We start from the raw sequence: 21,276 nt of genomic DNA, 5'->3' as shown, positions 1-21,276 counted from the left end.
GTAGAATTTCACTCTTTAAAATGGGTCCTTAGCTCAGTTGGTTAGAGCACCCCGCTCATAACGGGGTGGTCGAGTGTTCGAGCCACTCAGGACCCACCACTCGCTTCTTGATTTGCATTCGTTTAATTTGATATACAAAGGTAAATGTTATGAAAAAAGTTGTTCTTTTTCTAGCACTCGTTTCACACCTCTCTCTCTTCGCAGGTTTTTTAGATGATCTTATTGGTAAAGACAAAGCGTATTTAGAAGCTAATGGCTTTAAATGTACAGAATTTTCTTGTGTCACTAAAGATCAAAATTATTTTAACATTAAACTTCTAGACAATGCTATTGAATATGTTGAAGTTTACAGCACGGATAAAGATGAAGTGTACCGCGTAGCGCTCTACCTCTACCAAAATGACAAACTTAAAAATAAAGAGATGGATGAGGCTTTCTTTAAAGCACTTCAAAAACTCAATGAAAAATCAAAACTTGCATATGAGCTTTCAAAAATCAGCGATAAATTTGGTAATGAAGCACTCATTACTATGACCGATACAAAAAAAGCTGCTGCATATGTGAATGCTCTTCGTGATACTTACTTTGAAAGTATGAAACAATACAGCGAAACAGGTAGCCGAAAGTAATTTTTGGCTGCCCCGCTGGGGCTTTTTTAACGCTTTATTTCACTCTTCAAATCTCCTCTTTTTTTACATGAGAATGTGATACAATACTTCTTTATACATCATCAAAAAATATTATTACGAGAGATAGAATCCTATGCAAGTGATTATAGCTGGTGCGGGAAAAGTTGGCTACAACATCGCCAAACACCTAATGCACAATAATAGCGTTACCATTATCGACCAAAATGAATATGCCATCCAAAACATCCATGAAAACCTCGATGTTTTAGGCATATGTGGAAATATTGAAAACCCACATACCTATCTTGGTATCAATCCTCAAATTGACCTTTTTATTGCAGTGACAGATTCAGATGAAGTCAATCTTCTCTCCTCTTTAATTATTGACAATATTGCCACCGTTAAGCGCAAAATTATTCGCTTAAAAAATAACTTCTTTGCTAGTGAACAGGTTAAAGGTAAACTCAACATCAACGATACCATCGTTCCCTCGTTTGAGGCAGCGCAACCGTTTAAATATCTTATCGATTTTCCACATGCCCACAATGCTAAAGCTTTTGCCTATACAAAAGCGTTATTGGTCTCTATCAGGCTCAAAGATGACTTCACGCCTCGTATGATTTCAACGTTTATTGGAGAGCTTAATGGCGAGCTTGCTGTTGCAGGTATGGAGAGAAAAAAACAGTTTTTTGTACCTAAACCCGTTGAGACAATGCTTCCCAATGATTTGGTCTATTTTTTAGCTTTCCCATCGGCTATTTTATCGCTTCGTTCACTCGTATGTGAGAGTAGCGAACCCTCTTCTCCTATCAAAAACTGTGTTATTTTTGGAGCAGATTCATTAGGTGTTGAGATTGCAAAAGTTTTTCTTAAAAAAGGTATTGATGTCCAAATTATGGATAAAAATATTGAGCTTTGTCGTAAAGCTAATATTGAGCTTAAAAATAAAGCCACTGTGCTTAAAACAACCTACGATGCTGACCATATCGTTAACAAGACCCGTTTTGATACCGACATGTTTATTGCCGCAACAAAAAACGATGAATATAACATTACCAAATGTATCGAAGCCAAACAAAAAGGCATCAAGAAGATCATTGGTATCAACAATGACATTGCCTACTCTTCGCTAATGCGTAATCTCAACATCGAAGTAGTAAGAGGTGAGAAAATCAATGCATATTATTCTATTTTAGAGCGCATTCAATCCAACAATACTTTTATTCAAAAGAAATTTTGTGGGGGTGAGGGTTCTGTACTGATGCGAAAAATCGATGCAACATCCTCTTTAATTGGAGAAAAGCTTCCTTTGCCTGATAAAGTCGATGATAGAGGACATTTCATTATCCTTCGAGACAATGATATCTATGAGTATCGTCTTATTCCAACATTTCAGCAAGATGATGTCATTGTTGCCTTCACCAAAGAGTCTGATTATGAGATTGTAGCCAAATGGCTTCAACAAAATTCCTAAGCTAAAAGAGCGCCATGAGTATTAAAAGCATTTTAAAATTTGTCTCAGCCGTTGGATTAGTTGTCTTTTTTCTTCTGCTTATACCTCCTATTGTAGGTTTTTTTCACAACGAAGACGTTTTTATCTATACCGTTGTGATGTTTGCACTCTTTATTGTGAATCTTTCAACATTTTTAATTCTTCAAAATGATGAGATGGTTTTAGGTATAAAAGAGAGCATTATCTCTGTTAATTTTATCTGGATTCTTTTGGGTATAGGTGGTGCTATTCCCATGGTTCTTTATACCAAAATTGATCCAGCTGGCGCTTTTTTTGAAGCCATTAGTGGTTTTACAACAACAGGTGCAAGCGTTTATACCGATGTAGAAATTCTTCCAAAATCCATTCTTTTTCATAGAAGTCTGATGCATTGGATTGGTGGTATTGGGATCATCGTGCTTGGAGTTGGACTGCTTCCGTTGATCAATCCAAGTGGTTCTGTCAGTCTTTTCAAAGCTGAATCTACTGGTATTTCTATGGATAAAATCACTCCAAAAATCAAAGATACAGCAAATCGTATTTGGGCAGTGTATATCTTGTTCACACTTGCCAATTTTGTTCTTTTAATGCTCTTTGGTATGAACTGGTTCGATGCGATTAACCATGCCTTTGCAACTATCTCTACAGGTGGCTTTTCGACTAAAAATACTTCCCTAGCAGGTTTTAGCGATGGTGTTGTTTGGACAACGACTTTCTTTATGGTTATTTCTGGTATCAACTTTTTAGCACATATTCGCTTTTTTAATGGCGATAAAGCAGCATTTAATACGGAAGAAAACAAATGGTACATCGGGCTCATTTTCTTTCTTGCTTTTGCAATGGCGCTAGAACATAGCATCACATCAGAAAACTCTTTTTACAACTCTTTGATGCACTCATTTTTTACCGTTGCGACGCTTGCTTCAACGACAGGCTTTGCCTCATTGGACTATGAAAAATGGGGTCAATTCACAATGATGATTGCTATCCTTGCTATGATCATGAGTGCGAATGCTGGCTCAACAGCAGGCGGTATAAAGATGATTCGTTATGTGCTCTTTTTTAAAAATATTGCCTTAGAAATCAAACGCACCATTCAGCCCGATGTGATTACGTCTATTTTTGTGGATGGAAAGCAGATTAAAAGTTCTATCATTAGTTCTGTCTTTGGTTTTTTTGCGTTATTTATTCTAACAGCCTTTTTTGTGACCATGTATCTTTTTGCCAGAGGTTTTGATTTATTAACCGCTTTTAGTACCTCTATTTCCATGATCGGTAATATTGGGCCAGGACTTAATCTCACAGGCCCTTCTCAAAACTATGCCTTTTTTTCATGGTACGATAAAATTATTCTCTCATTTGCAATGATTATAGGGCGATTGGAGTGTTATACTGTTTTTATGATGCTCAGTCGTAATTTTTGGAAGAAGTTTTAAACTTCTTCCGTTTTAGATTTCAATACGACGCGAAACACCAATGAGTTTTTCTTGCGGGAAGTTGTAGAAGCTTACAAAACTTGGTGACATATCTTTGACAAAAGCATAAAGTTTCCATGCTATATGTTTTGAAACGATTTCTTCATCACCATAAAAAATCGTTCTCTCATTAATACCTTGCTCTTTAAGAATCTCTTCAACATTGAAGACTTCCATGTACCCTACATGAATCACCAAAAGATCTAAACCTTCACATAAAGAACTAAACTCTTTTCGAATACCAAAAGGCTCATATGTTGGTTTTACTTTAACAATGACATTGCGCTCATAGATGATACCGTTTTGAAACATGGTTTTTGGAATATACGCAGGAATATTTTCTGCCTTTCGTGCAAAGAAAAGAGCTGTACCTTCGATGTGAGACTCTTGCGAATAGTGTTGTTTGTATTTTTCTAAAAATGAGGCTTTATCGATGGAGTGAAACGAAGAGTAAAGGCGTTGTTGCCCTTGTGTATAAAGTACGATAAAACTTAAAGGCACTGCGGCGATCAGCAAAGACCAATACCCACCATGCGGGATTTTGAGCAAACACGAAGCAAAAAAGATTATGCTTGCCGTACCAGAAATGGATGAAAAAATCATTTTAATCCATGCTTTGCGGTACGCAAAAATGATAGTAATCATAGTACCAGTAATGCTCATCGCACCCGATGCTGCCAAGCCGTATGCCGCAGCAAGTTTACTTGATTCTTTAAAGACAAAGAGCATAATGATTACACAGGTAAACAAGAACCAGTTAATAGAACTGATATAGATTTGAGAGTGAAGTTCACGTGATGTATATTGAACTCTAAAGTGAGGGAAAATACGCGTAATCATCGCTTGATAAAGCACAGAGAAGATACCGCTGATCATCGCTTGTGAGGCAATAACGGTTGCCATAATTGTCAAAATAAGGAAAGGGATATACAATGAAGGCGCAAATTCATGCATCATCTCGAATAGTGGACTGCCTACAGAATCTGGATGCGTAAGAACAAAGGCACCTTGCCCAAAATAGGTTAAAACAAGCGCACAAAAGGCAAACACCCATCCCTTGACAATAGGTAATCTCCCTAAATGCCCCATATCTGCATAGAGTGCTTCACCACCTGTTGTTGCTAGTACAATGTCGGCTAAAATAATAAATGCAATCGCAGGATGATCTAGTGTAAAATTGATTGCATACATAGGATTCATTGCGGCAAAAATTGATAAGTCTTTAAAAACATACCACAGTCCAACTGAACCGATACTAATGAACCATATCACCATGATAGGACCAAAAGCAGCAGCAACTCTTTCAATGCCTTTTCTTTGAACAGCAAAAAGAGCAAAAGCAATTAAACTTGCCATAATTAAAAGCGTTACTTGAGGTGTCTCATCATACGCAGGAATGAGGAGTATACCTTCCACCGCACTTAGGATACTAATAGCAGGCGTAATAACACCATCGCCAATCATTAACGATAAGCCTAAAAAACCTAAAATAGAAACGATTGTCACCATCTTAGCGCTCTTTAGACAAGGTGTTAACATTTGAATAAGTACAACCGTACCGCCTTCACCCTTTTCACTTAAGCTCGTAGCCAACCATGCGTATTGTACGGTGACAATAATAATCAGTGCCCAAAAAATAAATGATAAAACGCCATACACACTGCTCAGTAGTGGAGGAACAATTAGAAAAATAACCGCTAAGGTATAGATGGGGCTTGTCCCGATATCCCCATAGACAACACCTAACGCCTTGACAACCATCGTTTCATTTTTAATGCGTTCTTTTAACGTCATACAGACTTAACCTCTTTTTCACAGAGAAGCATTTTATGCTCTTTTTTTTAAGTGCAAGCTGTTATTCTAATGCTAACAATATTAAAGTATCCTAAATAGTATTTTTAAAGAGAAAGAGGAAAAGAGGGATGTAAGGTTTTTGAATGCACAAAACCTTACATAATGTAGATTAATTATGAGATTTACGTAACGCTTTTACCGCTTTTTTAATTGCTTCTAAAAGCCTATCTATCTCTTTTTTAGTGTGCGTATAATGAATAGAGATGCGTAACCAACCTGGTTTTTCATCAAAACTTTGTCCATCTTTTAAATGCAAAAGATCATGTCCATACGGTCCTGCACAGCTACATCCTGCTCTGGTTTGAATACCAAAATGCTCAGAGAGGTATTGTGAAATATCATAAGGATTGATACCTTCAAAATTGAGTGAAAAGATAGGAAGTTTATCTTGCGAATATTTACAGTAAAGTTTCACCCCTTCAATGGCACGAATACGCGAGCCAAAGTAAAACTTGAGTTCTGTTTCAATGGCATAAATTTTATCGAGTCCTATTTCGTTACGAAGGTTGTAGGCAAGGGATGCTTTTATAAATTGCAAGATAGCAGGCGTTCCTGCATCTTCAATAAGTTCAATATCGCTTAAAAAATTATGAGATGTTCTAGAAACGTACCCTACTGTTCCACCACCTGCAAACGTTGGTGTTGTCTCACAACAAAGCTCTTTTTTCATCACCAATATACCGCATGATCCAACACCACCTAATAACTTATGAGGAGAGAGGAAAAGAGCATCGTAGTAGTTACAATCAATGTTAATATAAGGTGAAGCCGCTGCCGCATCAAGGCACAAAATACCGTTATAACGTTTAATGAGTTTATAAATGCTTTTGTAATCACTCATAATGCCCGTAACATTTGATGCCACGGAAAAAGAAGCGATAATCTCACGGTTTTTATAGGCTTCTAGTTTACTCTCTAAAAAGCCAATATCAATTTTTTCTTCTTTATCGAGTGGTATGCGTACCACTTCACATAAACCTTCTCTAAAACTCAGTTCGTTTGAATGATGCTCATACGGTCCAACAAAAACGACGGGAAGGTTTTCAGGTTTATGTCCGTAGCGTTTAAGCGTACGAGGGGGAATGTAAACTCCCATCAGTTCTTGAAATTTTTTGATAGCACCCGTTGCACCTGTTCCACAAGGGAAAATGTAAAAACTATCATCTAGCTCAAGGGCCACGCGTAAATCATCTCTCGCTTTTGTATAATATTCGCTGGTTTTAACAGCACTCGAAGAGACCTCTGAATGGGTATTTGCATAGGTTTTAAGTATCTCTAGCATTTGCTTTTCAATAGGCTTATACCCCTGCCCTGATGCGGTATAGTCAAAATAGAGAATATTTTTATCTTTAATGATATTTTTGCGTATCGCTTGCACTACTTTATCCAAAAATTTTTCGGTATTATACCCTTTATAAACATTTAAAGAGATGATGGGAATCAAAAATGATTGATGAAACGTTGCTCAACAGCCTCAGTGCCAAAGAAAAAGAGCTGTTTAAACAGGGCTTGGAAGATCTGATTAACCAAACCTATGTTATTGAAGATGAGTACAAAAAGTTAGGTGAATCCTATACAGCATTGCAAGATTTTATTCGCCAAATTATTGAAGTACAACCCAATGCTTTATGGGTTTTTGACAATGATGGCGCTATCTTTTTACAAAACAGCGAAGCTAAAAAAATTGGCTCCATCTTAGAAGGATTGTCACTTGAAGAAGAGAGTGAAGTCGATTTTGAAGGTAGGTCTTACCTCATTAAAAGTGTCACGAAAAGCGATAAAAAAATTATTACAGCCACAGATATTACCGAGGGGAAACGTCAAGAACGCCTTGTTTCCATGGGGCAAGTCGCTGCTCATCTCTCTCATGAAATCCGCAATCCTATAGGCTCTGTTTCCCTGCTGGCATCTACTCTTCTTAAAAAAGTAGACCCAAATGTAAAGCCGCTTGTCACAGAGATCAAAAAAGCGATTTGGCGAGTAGAACGCATTATTAAAGCGACGCTTCTTTTTACAAAAAGCGTACAGATCAATCCTAGTTTTTTCTATCTTGATCGTTTAATTAAAGAGTGTGAACAAGCTATTTCACATTACTCCTATACAAAAGAAGTTGCTTTTCATTTTGATTTACCGCACGTTGAGATTAAAGCAGATTTTGAACTTCTAAACTTAGTGCTTCAAAACTTTATTTTCAATGCGATTGACGCAATTGAAGAGTGCGAAAAAGAGAGTGGAAATGTCAGTATTTCATTTGTGGAAGATAGTGAATATGTCATCTTACACGTAAAAGACGATGGTAAACCTATCGAAAATAAAAATATTCTTTTTGAGCCTTTTAAAACAACCAAAACAAAAGGAAATGGGCTAGGGTTGGCTCTTTCACTGCAAATTATTCAAGCGCATAATGGCAAAATCAATCTGCTTGAAGAGCCTAAAGGTTTTGAAATCAAAATCGCAAAATAGGTATGTAAAGGTTAGATCACCTTTACATACTCTAATTCTGCAATCTTCTCATCAATACTATCGTCCACCCCAAAACCTGTTTCAATCACAACATCTTGGAGTTTGGATGTAATCACTAAATGCAAAGGCCTTCGCCCTGAACATTCACGCACGATTTGATACAAAATCTCTAATTGTGTTGGATCATCACTAAGATCAATCAAAAGAACTTTTGGATCGAGCGGAACTTCAATAACTTTTGTCTCAATCTTCTCTTTTTTAGCCTCGCTGAGCTCCATGATTTTCATGACACGCATTTTTGTATTTTGCCCGTCATTGGTTACTTCGACTTTAAAACAGAGAGGGTTTTCAAGGTCCATCTTAGAGAGAGATTCGAGTTGTTTTTCAAAGACAGTTAATTCCATACTGCCATGGAAATCCATAAGCGTAATAATTCCAAACTTATTACCTTTTTTGCTGATCTTCTCCGTAATACCTTCAACTTTACCGATAAATAAGGCTTTACTTCCATCTTCAATTTGATCTTTTTCACTGGAGAGCGTATAGCTCATCTCGTCAATTTCAGCCCTAAAGGCATCGAGTGGATGTCCTGAGATGTAAAAACCAATAGTCTCTTTTTCAAGCTCAAGCATACGTTTGTTATCAAACTCAGGGATATTGTCGATGCTCACCTGAACGGTTGTCATCTCTACCATATCACCAAAGAGCGAGTACTCAGCCATCTTTTTAGCACGACTGCACTCAGCGCTTGCTTCAATAATGCTATCAATATTTTCCAAAAGTGCGCGTCTGGTATAGCCAAAGTCATCAAAACTGCCCGATTTTATGAATGATTCTAGGACTTTTTTATTGACTTTTGAGCTATCTATTCGCGAAATAAAATCGCTAATATCAGCAAACGGAGCTTCAGCTCTTGCTTCTAAGATTTTACTGATGGCAGCATTTCCAACACCTTTAATCGCACCCATACCAAATAAAATCGCCTCTTCGCCATCGCTATCGGTAATCGCGCTAAATTCAATCAAACTGTGTTGAATACTTGGCGGTAAAAGTTTAATGCCTAAGCGTTTAACCTCATCAATGTACTTAACGATTTTGTCGGTATTGTCTTGCTCTGAGGTTAAAAGAGCCGCCATAAACTCTTGTGGATAGTAACATTTAAGATACGCGGTTTGAAACGTTACCATTGCATAGGCTGCGGAGTGGGATTTGTTAAAACCATAGCCCGCAAACTTTTCAATCAAACCAAAAAGTTCGATTGCATGGTCTTTATCTAACCCCTGTTTTACTGCACCTTCCGCAAATTCTTCGGCTTTTTGCTTCATGTAGTCGATTTTTTTCTTACCCATCGCACGACGAATCAAATCCGCTTCACCAAGACTAAACCCACCAATACTTTGAACAATCTGCATAACCTGTTCTTGATAGACGATAACTCCATAGGTTGGTTCAAGGATTGGTTTTAGAGGTTCGGTGAACTCGTCAAAAAAGTATTTGATCTCTTTACGTCCATTTTTACGGTCAATAAAATCATCGAGCATTCCTGATTCCATCGGACCTGGACGATACAATGCCAAAACCGCAATTAAGTCCTCAAAAGTAGTTGGTTTTAAACGCTCATTCAAAGACTGCATACCGCTCGATTCGATCTGGAAAAGGCCTACTGTATCACCGCTTTGAATAAGTTCATAGACTTTAGGATCATTCACATCTAAGGTATTAAAGTTGATCTCTGTGTTATAACGAGATTTAATGAGTTTCAGTGCATTATCAATCACCGTGAGGGTCTTAAGACCCAAGAAGTCGAACTTGATTAAGTCAACATCTTCTAGGTAATTCAGAGAATACTGCGTTACTAAATGGTCTTCGCCTGAAGGCTGATAGAGTGGTGTTTTATGCCATAACTCTTCATCACTGATAACCACACCCGCGGCATGCATACCAGAGTTTCGATTCAGTCCTTCAAGAGCTAACGCAAACTTCCAGACACGCTGCATTTTAGGGCTGCTCTCGATGAGTTCACGAAGCTTTGGCTCTTTTTGGTACGCACCTGGTTTGTACCCCTCTTCTCCTTCTACACCAATTCCATTAAGCGTAATGCCAAGCTCATCAGGAATGAGTTTTGCCATCGCATCCGCTTCGGCATAAGGAATAGCCAAAACACGGGCAACGTCACGAATAACACCCTTTGCTAAAAGCTTACCAAAGGTGATAACTTGCGCCACATTATAACGGCCGTATTTTTCAACAACATAGTCGATGATTTCGCCACGTCTGCTTTGACAAAAGTCAATATCAATATCGGGCATACTAATACGTTCAGGGTTCAAGAACCTCTCAAAAAGGAGGTTGTACGGCATCGGGTCAATGTCGGTGATGAAAAGTGAAAATGCTACCAGACTACCAGCAGCAGAACCCCTTCCAGGTCCTACAGGAACGCCTCTTTCTTTTGCTTCACGGATAAAATCCCAAACGATAAGCATATAGCCTGGGAATTTCATCTTACAGATGATGTCAATTTCTCTCTCTAGTCTTGCTTTATACTCTTCATGCTTGCTAGTGTCAATATGCACTAGACGTTTTTCAAGACCTTTGCGACACTGGTACGCAAAAAAGTCATCATCACTTTCGAAGCTAAGTCCCTCTTTTTGCGCATACTCTTTCATAAACTTGAATTTTGGAGGGGTTGGATCGCCTAGTTTAATCTCTAAATTACACTTATCCACAATCTCTTGGGTGTTGGTAATCGCTTCAGGGATGTCCGCAAAAAGGTCACTCATCTGAACTGGAGATTTGAGATAAAACTCATGTACGGAGTGACGCAGACGATTTGGGTCATCAAACTCTTTATTCATCGCGATACACATAAATGCCTCATGCGCTTCGGCGTTATCTTGCTCCAAATAATGCGTATCGTTGGTTGCGATAATTTTAATGTTGGTCTCTTTAGCAAGTTTCAAAATATCATCGTCAATAAAATGCTGATCGGTAATACCATGACGCATAATTTCTAGATAAAAATCTTCACCAAAAATCTCTTTGTATTCAAGCGCTATCTCTTTAGCTCTCTCATAACCACGTGCTCCAAATTGGACATTTCGTTTATTATTAAGATTAAGATGCCAGTTGACTTCGCCTTGCAGACAAGCACCTGAGCAGATCAGTCCTTCAGAATGTTCTTTTAAAAGCTGTTTGTTGATACGAGGATAGTAGTAAAACCCTTTGATATAACTCATAGAAGAGAGATACATCAAATTTTTGTAACCTATCTCATTTTTTGCATACAAACAGAGGTGAAATCGTTGTTTTGTACTCTTATCACCAATGTCATCTTGGTTATGAATGTATGCTTCCATTCCGATAATAGGCTTAATGCCTTCTTTACGCATGGTTTTATAAAAATCAATCGCACCAAACATATTGCCATGATCGGTGATAGCAACAGAAGTCACGCCTTGCGATTTGAGTTTTTTAGCAAGCTTTCCTATCTTGTTTGCGCCATCAAGAAGTGAATATTCGGTGTGTAAATGTAAGTGTGTGTAAGGTATTTCGCTCATAAATTCTCTGTTCAATATAGTTTTTCAGATTGTACCCAATGAGCGCTTAAGAGGGTGTAAGAAGTCATTTAAAAGCTTTACATGTAACATTGACATGTAAAGCTTTTACCCAAGCCAAAGGGATTGTTAGGCAGATGTTGCCTCTGCTGCTTTTTGTTCAAGCTCTGCGAGTTGAGCCTGATACGTAGCAAGAAGTGCTTGTTTTATTTGAAGATTTTTTTCATGTGCTTCATCGTTTTTAGATAACTGTTGCTCTGCAGCAATTTCTTTTTCCAACACAGCAATTTTCTTCTCTAAAGCTTTTATTTGTTCTTCAATCGTACTGCTACTTGAAGATGACGAATCACTCGCTCCTGAAGCTGCACTTGCGCCCCCGCTTTGTGCATTACCAGAAGTTTTATTTTCACTAGAACTCTCTGATGATGTTGATGAACTTGAAGATGAAGCATTTGAAGCTAGAGCTTTTGCCTCATCAGAAATCTCAACACTATCAACAGGAATACTACCTACATTCGCTGTACTATCTTCTTTTGTTGCAGAAGCTACAACACTTGAACTATTATTGGTAGTACCTTGGTCTACCAAAACTTGGGATGAATACGATGTGCTAATGGTGTTCATAGAACCATCTCCTTCTGTTTTCATGTGCCCCCAAAGCTATATCGGATAGAGGAAAAAAATATGAAGGTCTTTAAGAAGAAAGAGGCGTTACATGTAAAAAAAATTACATGTAACGTTTGCATTAGCCGAGCTTACTCATGATAGAAAGAATATCACCTGTCTTTTCTTGAATCTCTTCAACATCACTGGTTAACGTGTTCATCTCTTTTGCATTGTGGCTCATTTTTGCAGAACTATCCACAATCCCACCAACAATTACCCCAATAGTAGCTTGAATTTGCGTCAAAGAGTGGTTTGTTTTATCGGCAAGTTCACGAATATTGTCCGCAACAACTGCAAAACCTCGTCCATGCTCACCCGCACGAGCGGCTTCAATAGCAGCATTAAGCGCTAGCAAGTTGGTTTGATCCGCAATATCTCCGATCATATTTAAGATATCATTTGCCTCTTTAGCATTTTGCGTAAGCGTGCTCAACGTTTCGGCAAGATGCTGTTGAATAGAACCCATCTCTTGCATGGATGCTGTTGTTTTCTTAACAATGCGATTAAGATCGCTGAGTGGTTCATTTTTGATGGTTGCAACTGAGTTTGCAAGTTGTTTAGAACTCTCACGAATCATTGCACTCTGTTCTGCATTTTCAGCAATTGTTTGGGCCAAAGAACTACCAAGCGCATTCACGCCATCAACCAATTCTTTAAGCTCGCCACTTGTTGAAATGGTTATGGGCTTACTAAAATCACCGTTTTGAAAATTTTTCAAAGATAAGAGTGTTGCATTCATCACTTCATTGACCTTAGCAATCATTGCATCAATTTCATAGGAGAGGCGATTGGTAAGGAAATTTGAAGAGACGTAAGAGGTCTTGTTTTCCATATAACCGTTTGACATTTTGGAACAAATAATCAATACTTCACCCACTACACGCAAATCATCCAAACGTAGCTTTTCGAAGTCTTTAAATGTTTTATCAATGACGCTTACTGTTGAGCCTATTTCATCATCGGCATGATCGTCTAGGCGATAATCAATTAAATTCTTTTTGTTGGTGACATAAAGCCCAAAATCTTCAACATAGCGCTTCAAATCTGCCATTCTTTTTCCAATGAGTTTTTGACTCAAATAACGTGACACGAAAGAGAAAAGAGCAACTACAATGAGAAGAATGATACTGTTGCGAATCATCAAATTGATCAAAGCATCATCAAGTTTTTGTTTCTCTTTAGCAACGAGTGCATCAATATCATCTGCATACACACCTGTGCCTATAATCCATCCCCAAGGCTTAAACCCTTCTACAAACGAAATTTTGGCTTGTGGTGTATCAAACCCTGGTTTTTCCCACATATAATTGACTACGCCTTTGCCATTTTTAGTAGCAACGTCCACCATCTCATTAAATAAAAATTTGCCTTTTGGATCTTTTGATTGGCTCAAATCTGCCCCATCTAAAGCTGGTTTTATAGGATGCATCACCATTTTAGGGGTAAAATCATTAATCCAAAAATACCCATCTTCTCCAAAACGAAGCTTTTTGATCGCTATTTTTGCTTTTTCTTGGTAGGCTTTAACCACACTCGGGTCTGTTTTATCAGCGTCATTTTGCAATGCTTCATAAAAGGAGTTCACCACATGGTAAGCAATTTTTACTTTATCAGAAAGTGCTTCTACTTTTTCACGTGTCATCACCGCGCGTGTGCCTTCTAAACGCTCTGTTGCTTCATTGTGCATCAAAAAAGCAACCACTAATGTCGAAACAACAGCTGTTAATACAAGGGAAATAACCACTAACATGGTTACTTTAAATTGAATACTTAATGCTTTCATTTATCTTCCCTCACTTGCACGCATTGTGGCATACAGTTTTGAATATTTTTCCACCTCTTCACGGCTCGCCATTTTACGAACAGAGAGATAATGGTCTTTGCCAAAAGGAAAAACCGTCGCATACACCCAATAAAATTTCCCATTTTTTGTTCGATTTTTAACAAATCCTTGCCAAACATTGCCTGATTTTACCGTTGCCCATAACTCTTTAAAAGCAGCTTTTGGCATATCAGGATGACGAATCATATTATGCGGTCTGCCTATAAGCTCTTCTAAGGCGTATTCTGAAAATTTAACAAAGGTTTCATCGGCATAAACAATAATCCCTTTTGCATCCGTTTCGGAAACCAATAAGGAGGTATCATCCAGTAAAATTTCATCACCTAAGGTTTGCATTCGTGTATCCTTAAATTCCATCTTTGGTTTGAGTATAAAGTGAGTTAGATTTAAAGCTGATTAAATATTTTTACTATTAACACAATATTTATCTCCTTATGTTACAATTTAGTCATTTATTAAATAACTTCTTTCATAACCTTGCAATGTTATTGAGGAAAGTTTCACAAGGAATGCTGATGTTTTTACTCAACAAAAAGATCTTTCTTTTCGTTACATGTCTTGCGCTCGGTGCGCAAAGCTATGCTGCTGAAGAGGCTAAAAAACAGCCCTCACCTGCAACAACAAACGCTCCTGCTCCAGCAGTCGATGTTTATAAAATCGCTTCTGCTAAAGAAGAGGCTCTCAGCCTACAATACCCGGGTAAAACCATAAGCTCACAAAGTGTTACCATAAAAGCCAGAGCTAATGGTATTTTGATGAAAAAGTTCTTCAATGAAGGTGACTTCGTCAAAGAGGGTGATGTGCTTTACAAAATTGAGCCAGATACCTACGAAGCAGCCCTCAATCTTGCTAAAGCAAACGTAAATGCGCTTGATGTCCAATTACAAAAAGCGACTAAAGATTGGGAACGAATTAAAGCGCTTTATGAATCAGGTGCTTCAAGTGAGCAAGAAAAAGACAGCGCATACTGGACGTATGAAGGTGCAAAAGCTTCTTTAGCGAGTGCAAAAGCTTCTCTACAAACAGCGACCATTAACCTTGATCGTACAACCATTAAAGCAACAATGAGCGGTATGACAGGTCTGAAACAAGTCGATGTTGGTGCACTTGTGAGCGATGGTACTGCATTGGTTGACATCACACAAATCACACCATTGCACGTAGAATTTTCTATTCCTGACATTGATGTGATGAAACAAAAATACAACATCAAAAATGGCAAATGGTCAAACCCAACAGAGGGGAAACTAAAAGCGAGCCTTCAAGTAGGTGATGCAAAGTTTAAAGAGGTCGGTGTTGTTGATTTTATGGACAGTTCACTCAACGCGAAAACAGGTTCACTTAAAGCGAGAGCTACCTTTAAAAATGAAGGGAAAGAGCTTCTCCCTAACCAATTTGTCAAAGTCAATCTTGTAGGTCTTACACGTACAAATGTCATCAAAGTTCCTCAAAAAGCAGTGCTTCAAAATCCTCTTGGAACGGTAGTTTTTGTTGTTGAAGATGGCAAAGCCATTGTCAAACCAGTTAAAGTCGGCGAAGCAAGTGAAAATGACTACGTCATTGAAAACGGGCTCAAAGAAGGTGATGTTGTTGTCGTCAATAACTTCTTTAGAATCAAAGCAGGCGCACCTGTTAAAGTTGATAAAGTGATCAACGAAGAGGCTAAATAATGTTTTCAAAGTTTTTTATTAACCGCCCAATATTTGCAACCGTTGTTTCGATTGTAATTATCTTGGCGGGTGTTATTGCGATTAAGTCGCTCCCCGTTCAAGAGTACCCTAGTATTGCGCCACCGCAAATCATCGTTTCTGCAACCTATCCAGGAGCAGATGCAGCTACCATCGCGACTACCGTTGCAGCACCGCTTGAAGAAGAGATCAACGGTGTAAGCAATATGCTTTACATGACTACAACAGCATCGCCTAGTGGAAGTGTGAGCATCAATGTCTATTTCCAAATTGGAACCGATGTTGCCCAAGCAAAAGTGGATGTCAATAACCGTGTGCAAATTGCAACAAACAAACTGCCAGAAGCGGTACGCAAACAAGGTGTTTCAACAAGAGAGCGCTCTCCTGATATCTTGAAAGTTTTAACACTGACATCTAAAAACAATGTACACGACACCACGTTCATCTCAAACTACGCACTCGTAAACATTGTTGATGATTTAAAACGTATTCCTGGTATTGGTGATGTCACCATTTTTGGTAACAAAAACTATGCGATTCGTGTCTGGTTAAAACCTGACAAACTAGCAACGTATGAACTCACGACTGCAGAAGTCATTAACGCCATTAAAAGTCAAAATGAGCAGTATGCCGCAGGTCAAATCGGACAAGAGCCGATGGATAAACAGCCAACCTACACTTATACCGTTAAAACCGATGGAAGGCTTAAAAACGCGAGCGAATTTGACAACATCATTATCAAATCCAATGCCGATGGCTCCTCTTTAAAACTAAGAGACGTTGCAAAAGTAGAGCTTGGTGTTGAGTCATACTATTTTGGTGGTATTTTTAACAACAAGCCGATGATTCCTATTGGTATCTTCCTAGCATCTGGGGCCAATGCGCTTCAAGTATCGGATCTTTTGGAACAAAAACTGGCTGAAATTTCACCGAACTTCCCAAGTGATCTTGAAATCGATACCGCGTACGATCCAACCATTTTCGTACGTGAATCTATCCATGAAGTTATCTTTACACTCATCCTTTCAATTGCCCTTGTTGTAGGCATTATCTATCTCTTTTTGGGTAATCTTCGTGCAACATTTATTCCTGTACTTGCCATCCCTGTTTCCATCGTTGGAACGTTTGCAGGTTTTTATGCGGCAGGCTTTTCCATCAACCTTCTCACGCTCTTTGGTCTTACCTTAGCGATTGGTCTGGTTGTTGATGATGCTATCGTTGTTATCGAAAACGTTGAGAGGATCCTTCGAGAAGAGGAAGAGCTTAGCGTTAAAGATGCAACCATTAAAGCGATGCGTGAGATTACCAATCCGGTTATTGCCATCGTAATGGTTTTATCTGCTGTATTCGTTCCAGCTGCTTTCATGGGTGGCTTTAGCGGTATGATGTATAAACAGTTTGCAATGACCGTTATTATCTCCGTTACCATTTCTGGTATCGTAGCATTAACATTAACACCTGCGTTGTGTGCGCTTCTTTTACGTAAACATGAGAGTGAGCCTTTTTGGTTTATACAAAAATTCAATGCACTCTTTGAAGTGGGAACACAACTGTTTTCAACAGGTGTTCGTAAAACCATTCGCTTTGGATTGATGAATGTTGCGATTTTCGGTGTTATGATTGCAGCGATTTTCCTCATCACATCACGCATTCCTACAGGTTTGGTTCCCAACGAAGACAAAGGTATGATTTTAGTCATTAACAACCTTATGCCAGGTGCTTCTCTTCATCGTACACAAAAAGTGAGCCAAGAAGTCAGTGACTTTGCGTTAAGCCAGCCTGATGTTGCACGTGTAGGTGCTATGTCTGGACTTGATTTTATTATCAATGCGTATAAAACCGATTCGGGTATTAGCTTCATTCGCCTTCATCCATGGGACGAGAGACCACGTGCAGATCAAACGTCGCAAGCCATTGCGGCTAAAATGATGGGCGGACTCTCTCAGAATAAAGAGGCAATGCTTATCGCCGTTACGCCTCCTCCTATCATGGGTATGAGTACTACCGGTGGTTTTGAGATGTACGTTCAAGATAGAACAGGTGGCAATATCCAAGTACTTGATGGTTATGTGAAAGAGATCTTAGCAAAAGCGGCTGAGCGTAAAGAACTTGCTGCAATGCGTTCAACCATTAACACGAATGTTCCACAGTTCTTGATCAGTGTCGATACCGAAAAAGCAAAATCACTTGGTGTCGATACCGCTGATATTTTCACGACCATTCAAGCCACCTTTGGTAATACCTATACCAACGACTTTAACCTTTTTGGTCGTACGTACCATGTCAATGTTCAAAGTGATAGCACCTTTAGAGAAGGAACTGAAAACTACAATGACGTCTTTGTCAAATCAAGTGAAGGAAGGCTCATTCCTATCAGCTCACTTGCGACTATTAAGCGTATCGTAGGACCTTCTATTATTCAAAAATTCAATATGTTCCAAGCAGCACAAATTTCAGGTCAACCAAGTCCTGGATACAGCTCGGGTGATGCACTTCGTGTCATTGAAGAGGTGGCAAAAAGTGTTCTTCCAAATGGTTATACCATCGCTTGGGCGGGAACGTCGTATCAAGAAAAGCTTTTAGAAAAAAGCGGTAACACGGCTTTCATCTATGCTATTATCTTTGTATTCTTGATTCTAGCAGCGCTTTATGAAAGCTGGACGATTCCTTTTGCAATCGTTCTAGCCGTTCCATTTGCACTTCTAGGTGCAGCACTTTCGGTTTATTTTAGAGACTTACAAAATGACATCTACTTTCAAGTAGGACTTGTCACCCTTGTTGGACTTTCCTCTAAAAATGCCATTTTGATGGTCGAATTTGCGATGCACAAACTCAAAGAAGGTTACAGCCTCATTGATGCAACCATCGAGGGAGCACGTATTCGCTTCCGTCCTATCGTTATGACCTCATTTGCATTTATCGCAGGAACATTACCACTTGCAATTAGCACAGGAGCGGGTGCTAATAGCCGTCATATCATCGGAACAACCGTTGTAGGTGGTATGGTTACATTAACCTTGATCGGTACGTTTTTTGTGCCGCTCTTTTTCTATCTCATTATGAAAACCAAAGAAAAGTTTACGAAAAAAGGAGTTGCTCATGTCTCGTAACATCACCCTTCTCTCACTGGTTGCTGCTTTATTTTTGGGTGGATGTTCACTGAAACCTGAGTTAAATGTTCCTAAAATGGAGACGCCACAAAGTACACAAGAGACGTTAAATGTCAACAAAGAGTGGTGGAAACAGTTTAATGACCCAAAACTCAATGCTCTTGTGGATGAGGCACTTCTTGGTAGTGACGACCTCAAACTCTCAGCACTTAAAGTGCTTAAAGCGCGCCAAGCGTTTGGGCTGAGTGAGGCGAATGAGATGCCAACTCTCAGTGCTAATGCTAGTGGTAGTCGCCAGCAAACCAGCAATGAAGCATTTAGTACTAAAAACAAACGCGCAGAGTACTCTGACTATGCCCTAGGTGGTAGTTTGGCGTATGAGATTGATTTTTGGGGAAGACTCTCAAGTCAGAGTGAGTCTAACTGGTCACTCTATCTTGGTACACAAGCAGCACGTGAGACACTACGCAATAGCCTGATTCACGATGTTATCAGTGCATATTTTAACTTAGCTTCCTTGCAAGCACGTATGGCAATTTTAGAACAAAGTGCCAATGCTTATAAAGCAAGCTATGAATTTCGCGCTAAACAGCAAAAAGTGGGAACCATCAGCGATGTGTTAGCTAACCAAGCGCTTGCGCAATACAACAATGTTCAAGCCTCTAAAAATAGTTTGATGGAGAGTTACAAACTTCAACAAAGTGCTCTTGCTATTTTGCTAGGAAAAAATCCTCAAGCACTCTTTGAGATGCAAACAGCAGATATGACACTTCCAAATGTACTTGTAGTTCCAGCGGGTGTTCCTTCTACGCTGATGGAAAATCGCCCTGATATTAAAGAAGCATTGGAAAATCTCAAAAGTAAAAATGCGCTCATTGGTGTTGAAAAAGCAGCCTATTTCCCAACTATTAGTTTGACAGGCACATATGGTCAACAAAGCGATGACCTAAACAACATTCTCAAATCAACCGCAAACAGATGGAGTTTTGGACCAAGCCTCAGTGTGCCTATCTTTGATTTTGGACGCATCAAACAGCGTGTTTCTATCTCAGAGACCGATTTGCAATCTTCTTTAGTGAGTTACGAACAAAGTGTGAAAAAAGCCTATAAAGAGGTACATGATACCTTAGCAAAAGAAAACCTTGCAAAAAGCAGACTTGCATTCCAAGAAGAAGAGCTAAAAGCATACCAAAAGGTACTTGATCTCTCTACCAAACGCTTCAATCAGGGTGTTGCCAACCAACTTGAAGTTCTAGATGCTCAAAAAAGTGTTTTAAGTGCTTCTTTAAATGTGGTTGCGACTAAACAGTACCTCCTTACCTCTCAAGCTGAACTTTTCAAAGCATTGGGTGGAGGTTGGAAAGAAACTGATCTTATAACTGCCAAATAAAGGAGTGACCATGAGCCTACTGTTAAGTCCTTACGAACATACGTATATCCACCTTAAAAACAAGGTGGTTATGCCTCCTATGTGTATGTATAAAGCAGACACCAATGGGAATATGACAGACTTTCATCTTACCCATTACACGGCACGTGCATTAGGTGGTGTAGGGCTTATTATCGTTGAGGCAACAGCCGTAGAACCTCGTGGTCGCATCTCGGACAATGACTTAGGACTATGGGATGACACGCACATAGAAGCACATAAAAAGTTAGTTGCCAGCTGCCATGCATACGGAGCAAAAATGGCGGTACAACTCGCACATGCTGGACGTAAGAGTATCTGCAAAGAAACAACTCCAGTAGCTCCAAGTGCTATGGCTTACAGTCAAACCAATGGATTTAAACTTCCTCACGCCTTATCTCTTGATGAAATCACACAGATTAAAACCCAGTTCGTTCAAGCAGGACTTCGTGCGGCTCGAGCAGGATATGATATGTTAGAGTTACATGCGGCACATGGTTACTTGCTGTGTGAATTTTTGTCACCCCTAACCAACACCAGAGACGATGCTTATGGTGGAAGCTTAGAAAATCGTTGTGCACTTACATTAGAAATTGCTCATTTACTCATACAAACAACAGGCTTACCATTGTGTGTTCGCATCTCTGCAGATGAATGGGTTGAAGGAGGATGGGACATTGCGCAGAGTATTTACCTTGCCTCTAAACTCAAAGAGCTTGGCGTTACATTCATTCATGTCTCTGCTGGTGGCAACCAAGAGAAACAAATCATGCCTCCTCTTACACCACTCTATCAAGCAGGTTATGCAAAAACCATTCGTAAAGAGGTTGATGTAGCAACCATTGCAGTAGGATTAATTACCACAGCACACGAAGGCGAAGCGCTACTGCGTGATGGAGGTTGTGATCTTGTTGCCTATGGTAGAGAATTGTTACGAAATCCTAACTTTGTCTTTTTTGCAGCAAAAGAGCATGGACTGCGAGATTTGATAGAAGTATCCTATTTGAGGGCTTTTTAATCTTTTATATAACTGTAAAAACGTGACATCTTTTGAAAAACTTTGGAGTATAATAAGTTATCTTAGCGCTACAAAC

Annotated in this window: 14 protein-coding genes and 1 tRNA gene; 9 read left to right on the top strand and 6 right to left on the bottom strand. The window is 39.1% G+C overall.

The genetic code is table 11. The annotated features are described in order from the left end of the window. Positions 1-22: 22 nt before the first annotated feature. From UCH001_RS03670 to UCH001_RS03655, 4 genes are all read left to right on the top strand, one after another. Positions 23-99 (top strand) — tRNA-Ile (locus UCH001_RS03670). 50 nt (positions 100-149) lie between these two features. Further along, on the top strand, positions 150-629 hold the full coding sequence (locus UCH001_RS03665; RefSeq protein ID WP_067174429.1) for a hypothetical protein: 480 nt from the start codon (positions 150-152) through the stop codon (positions 627-629). Between the two features lie 133 nt (positions 630-762). Continuing rightward, the gene (locus UCH001_RS03660; protein ID WP_067174427.1) at positions 763-2,103 is read left to right on the top strand and encodes an NAD-binding protein; all 1,341 of its coding nucleotides are present in this window, start codon (positions 763-765) and stop codon (positions 2,101-2,103) included. Positions 2,104-2,117: 14 nt separating this feature from the next. Next, complete coding sequence (locus tag UCH001_RS03655; protein ID WP_067174425.1) at positions 2,118-3,557, top strand: TrkH family potassium uptake protein; 1,440 nt, start codon at positions 2,118-2,120, stop codon at positions 3,555-3,557. A gap of 12 nt (positions 3,558-3,569) precedes the next feature. On the opposite strand, the gene UCH001_RS03650 is transcribed toward UCH001_RS03655, so the two are convergent. Beyond that, complete coding sequence (locus UCH001_RS03650; RefSeq protein ID WP_067174423.1) at positions 3,570-5,390, bottom strand: KUP/HAK/KT family potassium transporter; 1,821 nt, start codon at positions 5,388-5,390, stop codon at positions 3,570-3,572. 169 nt (positions 5,391-5,559) lie between these two features. After that, positions 5,560-6,828 carry an aminotransferase class V-fold PLP-dependent enzyme gene (locus UCH001_RS03645; RefSeq protein WP_082705740.1) on the bottom strand — a complete coding sequence of 423 codons (1,269 nt, stop codon included), beginning with the start codon at positions 6,826-6,828 and terminating at the stop codon, positions 5,560-5,562. Positions 6,829-6,896: 68 nt separating this feature from the next. Between UCH001_RS03645 and UCH001_RS03640 the strand changes: the two genes are divergently transcribed. Further along, on the top strand, positions 6,897-7,913 hold the full coding sequence (locus UCH001_RS03640; protein WP_067174421.1) for a PAS domain-containing sensor histidine kinase: 1,017 nt from the start codon (positions 6,897-6,899) through the stop codon (positions 7,911-7,913). Positions 7,914-7,924: 11 nt separating this feature from the next. On the opposite strand, the gene dnaE is transcribed toward UCH001_RS03640, so the two are convergent. The 4 genes from dnaE to UCH001_RS03620 all read right to left on the bottom strand — a co-directional run bounded on the left by dnaE (position 7,925) and on the right by UCH001_RS03620 (position 14,312). Beyond that, a complete protein-coding gene (dnaE, locus tag UCH001_RS03635; RefSeq protein WP_067174418.1) occupies positions 7,925-11,470 on the bottom strand; it encodes a DNA polymerase III subunit alpha in 3,546 nt (1,181 codons plus the stop codon). A 126-nt stretch (positions 11,471-11,596) separates the two neighbouring features. Further along, entirely contained in the window at positions 11,597-12,115 is a 519-nt protein-coding gene (locus UCH001_RS03630) for a hypothetical protein (RefSeq protein WP_145973103.1), read from the bottom strand. A gap of 97 nt (positions 12,116-12,212) precedes the next feature. Further along, a complete protein-coding gene (locus tag UCH001_RS03625; protein WP_067174415.1) occupies positions 12,213-13,916 on the bottom strand; it encodes a cache domain-containing protein in 1,704 nt (567 codons plus the stop codon). Continuing rightward, complete coding sequence (locus tag UCH001_RS03620; protein WP_067174413.1) at positions 13,917-14,312, bottom strand: PAS domain-containing protein; 396 nt, start codon at positions 14,310-14,312, stop codon at positions 13,917-13,919. It lies immediately after the preceding gene. Positions 14,313-14,491: 179 nt separating this feature from the next. Between UCH001_RS03620 and UCH001_RS03615 the strand changes: the two genes are divergently transcribed. From UCH001_RS03615 to UCH001_RS03600, 4 genes are read left to right on the top strand one after another with little or no spacing between them, the layout of a single operon-like run. Continuing rightward, positions 14,492-15,646: an efflux RND transporter periplasmic adaptor subunit gene (locus UCH001_RS03615; protein WP_067174412.1), complete on the top strand. Its 1,155-nt coding sequence runs from the start codon at positions 14,492-14,494 to the stop codon at positions 15,644-15,646. Beyond that, positions 15,646-18,774, top strand: a complete 3,129-nt coding sequence (locus UCH001_RS03610; RefSeq protein ID WP_067174410.1) for an efflux RND transporter permease subunit — start codon at positions 15,646-15,648, stop codon at positions 18,772-18,774. Before UCH001_RS03615 ends, UCH001_RS03610 begins: the two co-directional genes overlap by 1 nt. Further along, positions 18,764-20,164, top strand: a complete 1,401-nt coding sequence (locus UCH001_RS03605) for an efflux transporter outer membrane subunit (RefSeq protein WP_067174407.1) — start codon at positions 18,764-18,766, stop codon at positions 20,162-20,164. Before UCH001_RS03610 ends, UCH001_RS03605 begins: the two co-directional genes overlap by 11 nt. A 10-nt stretch (positions 20,165-20,174) precedes the next feature. After that, on the top strand, positions 20,175-21,200 hold the full coding sequence (locus UCH001_RS03600; protein WP_067174406.1) for an NADH:flavin oxidoreductase/NADH oxidase: 1,026 nt from the start codon (positions 20,175-20,177) through the stop codon (positions 21,198-21,200). Positions 21,201-21,276: the final 76 nt, after the last annotated feature.

Source organism: Sulfurospirillum sp. UCH001 (assembly GCF_001548035.1).
GTDB lineage: Bacteria > Campylobacterota > Campylobacteria > Campylobacterales > Sulfurospirillaceae > Sulfurospirillum.
Note: the sequence above shows the minus strand (reverse complement) of the source record. Positions and strands in the feature narration are given on the sequence as shown.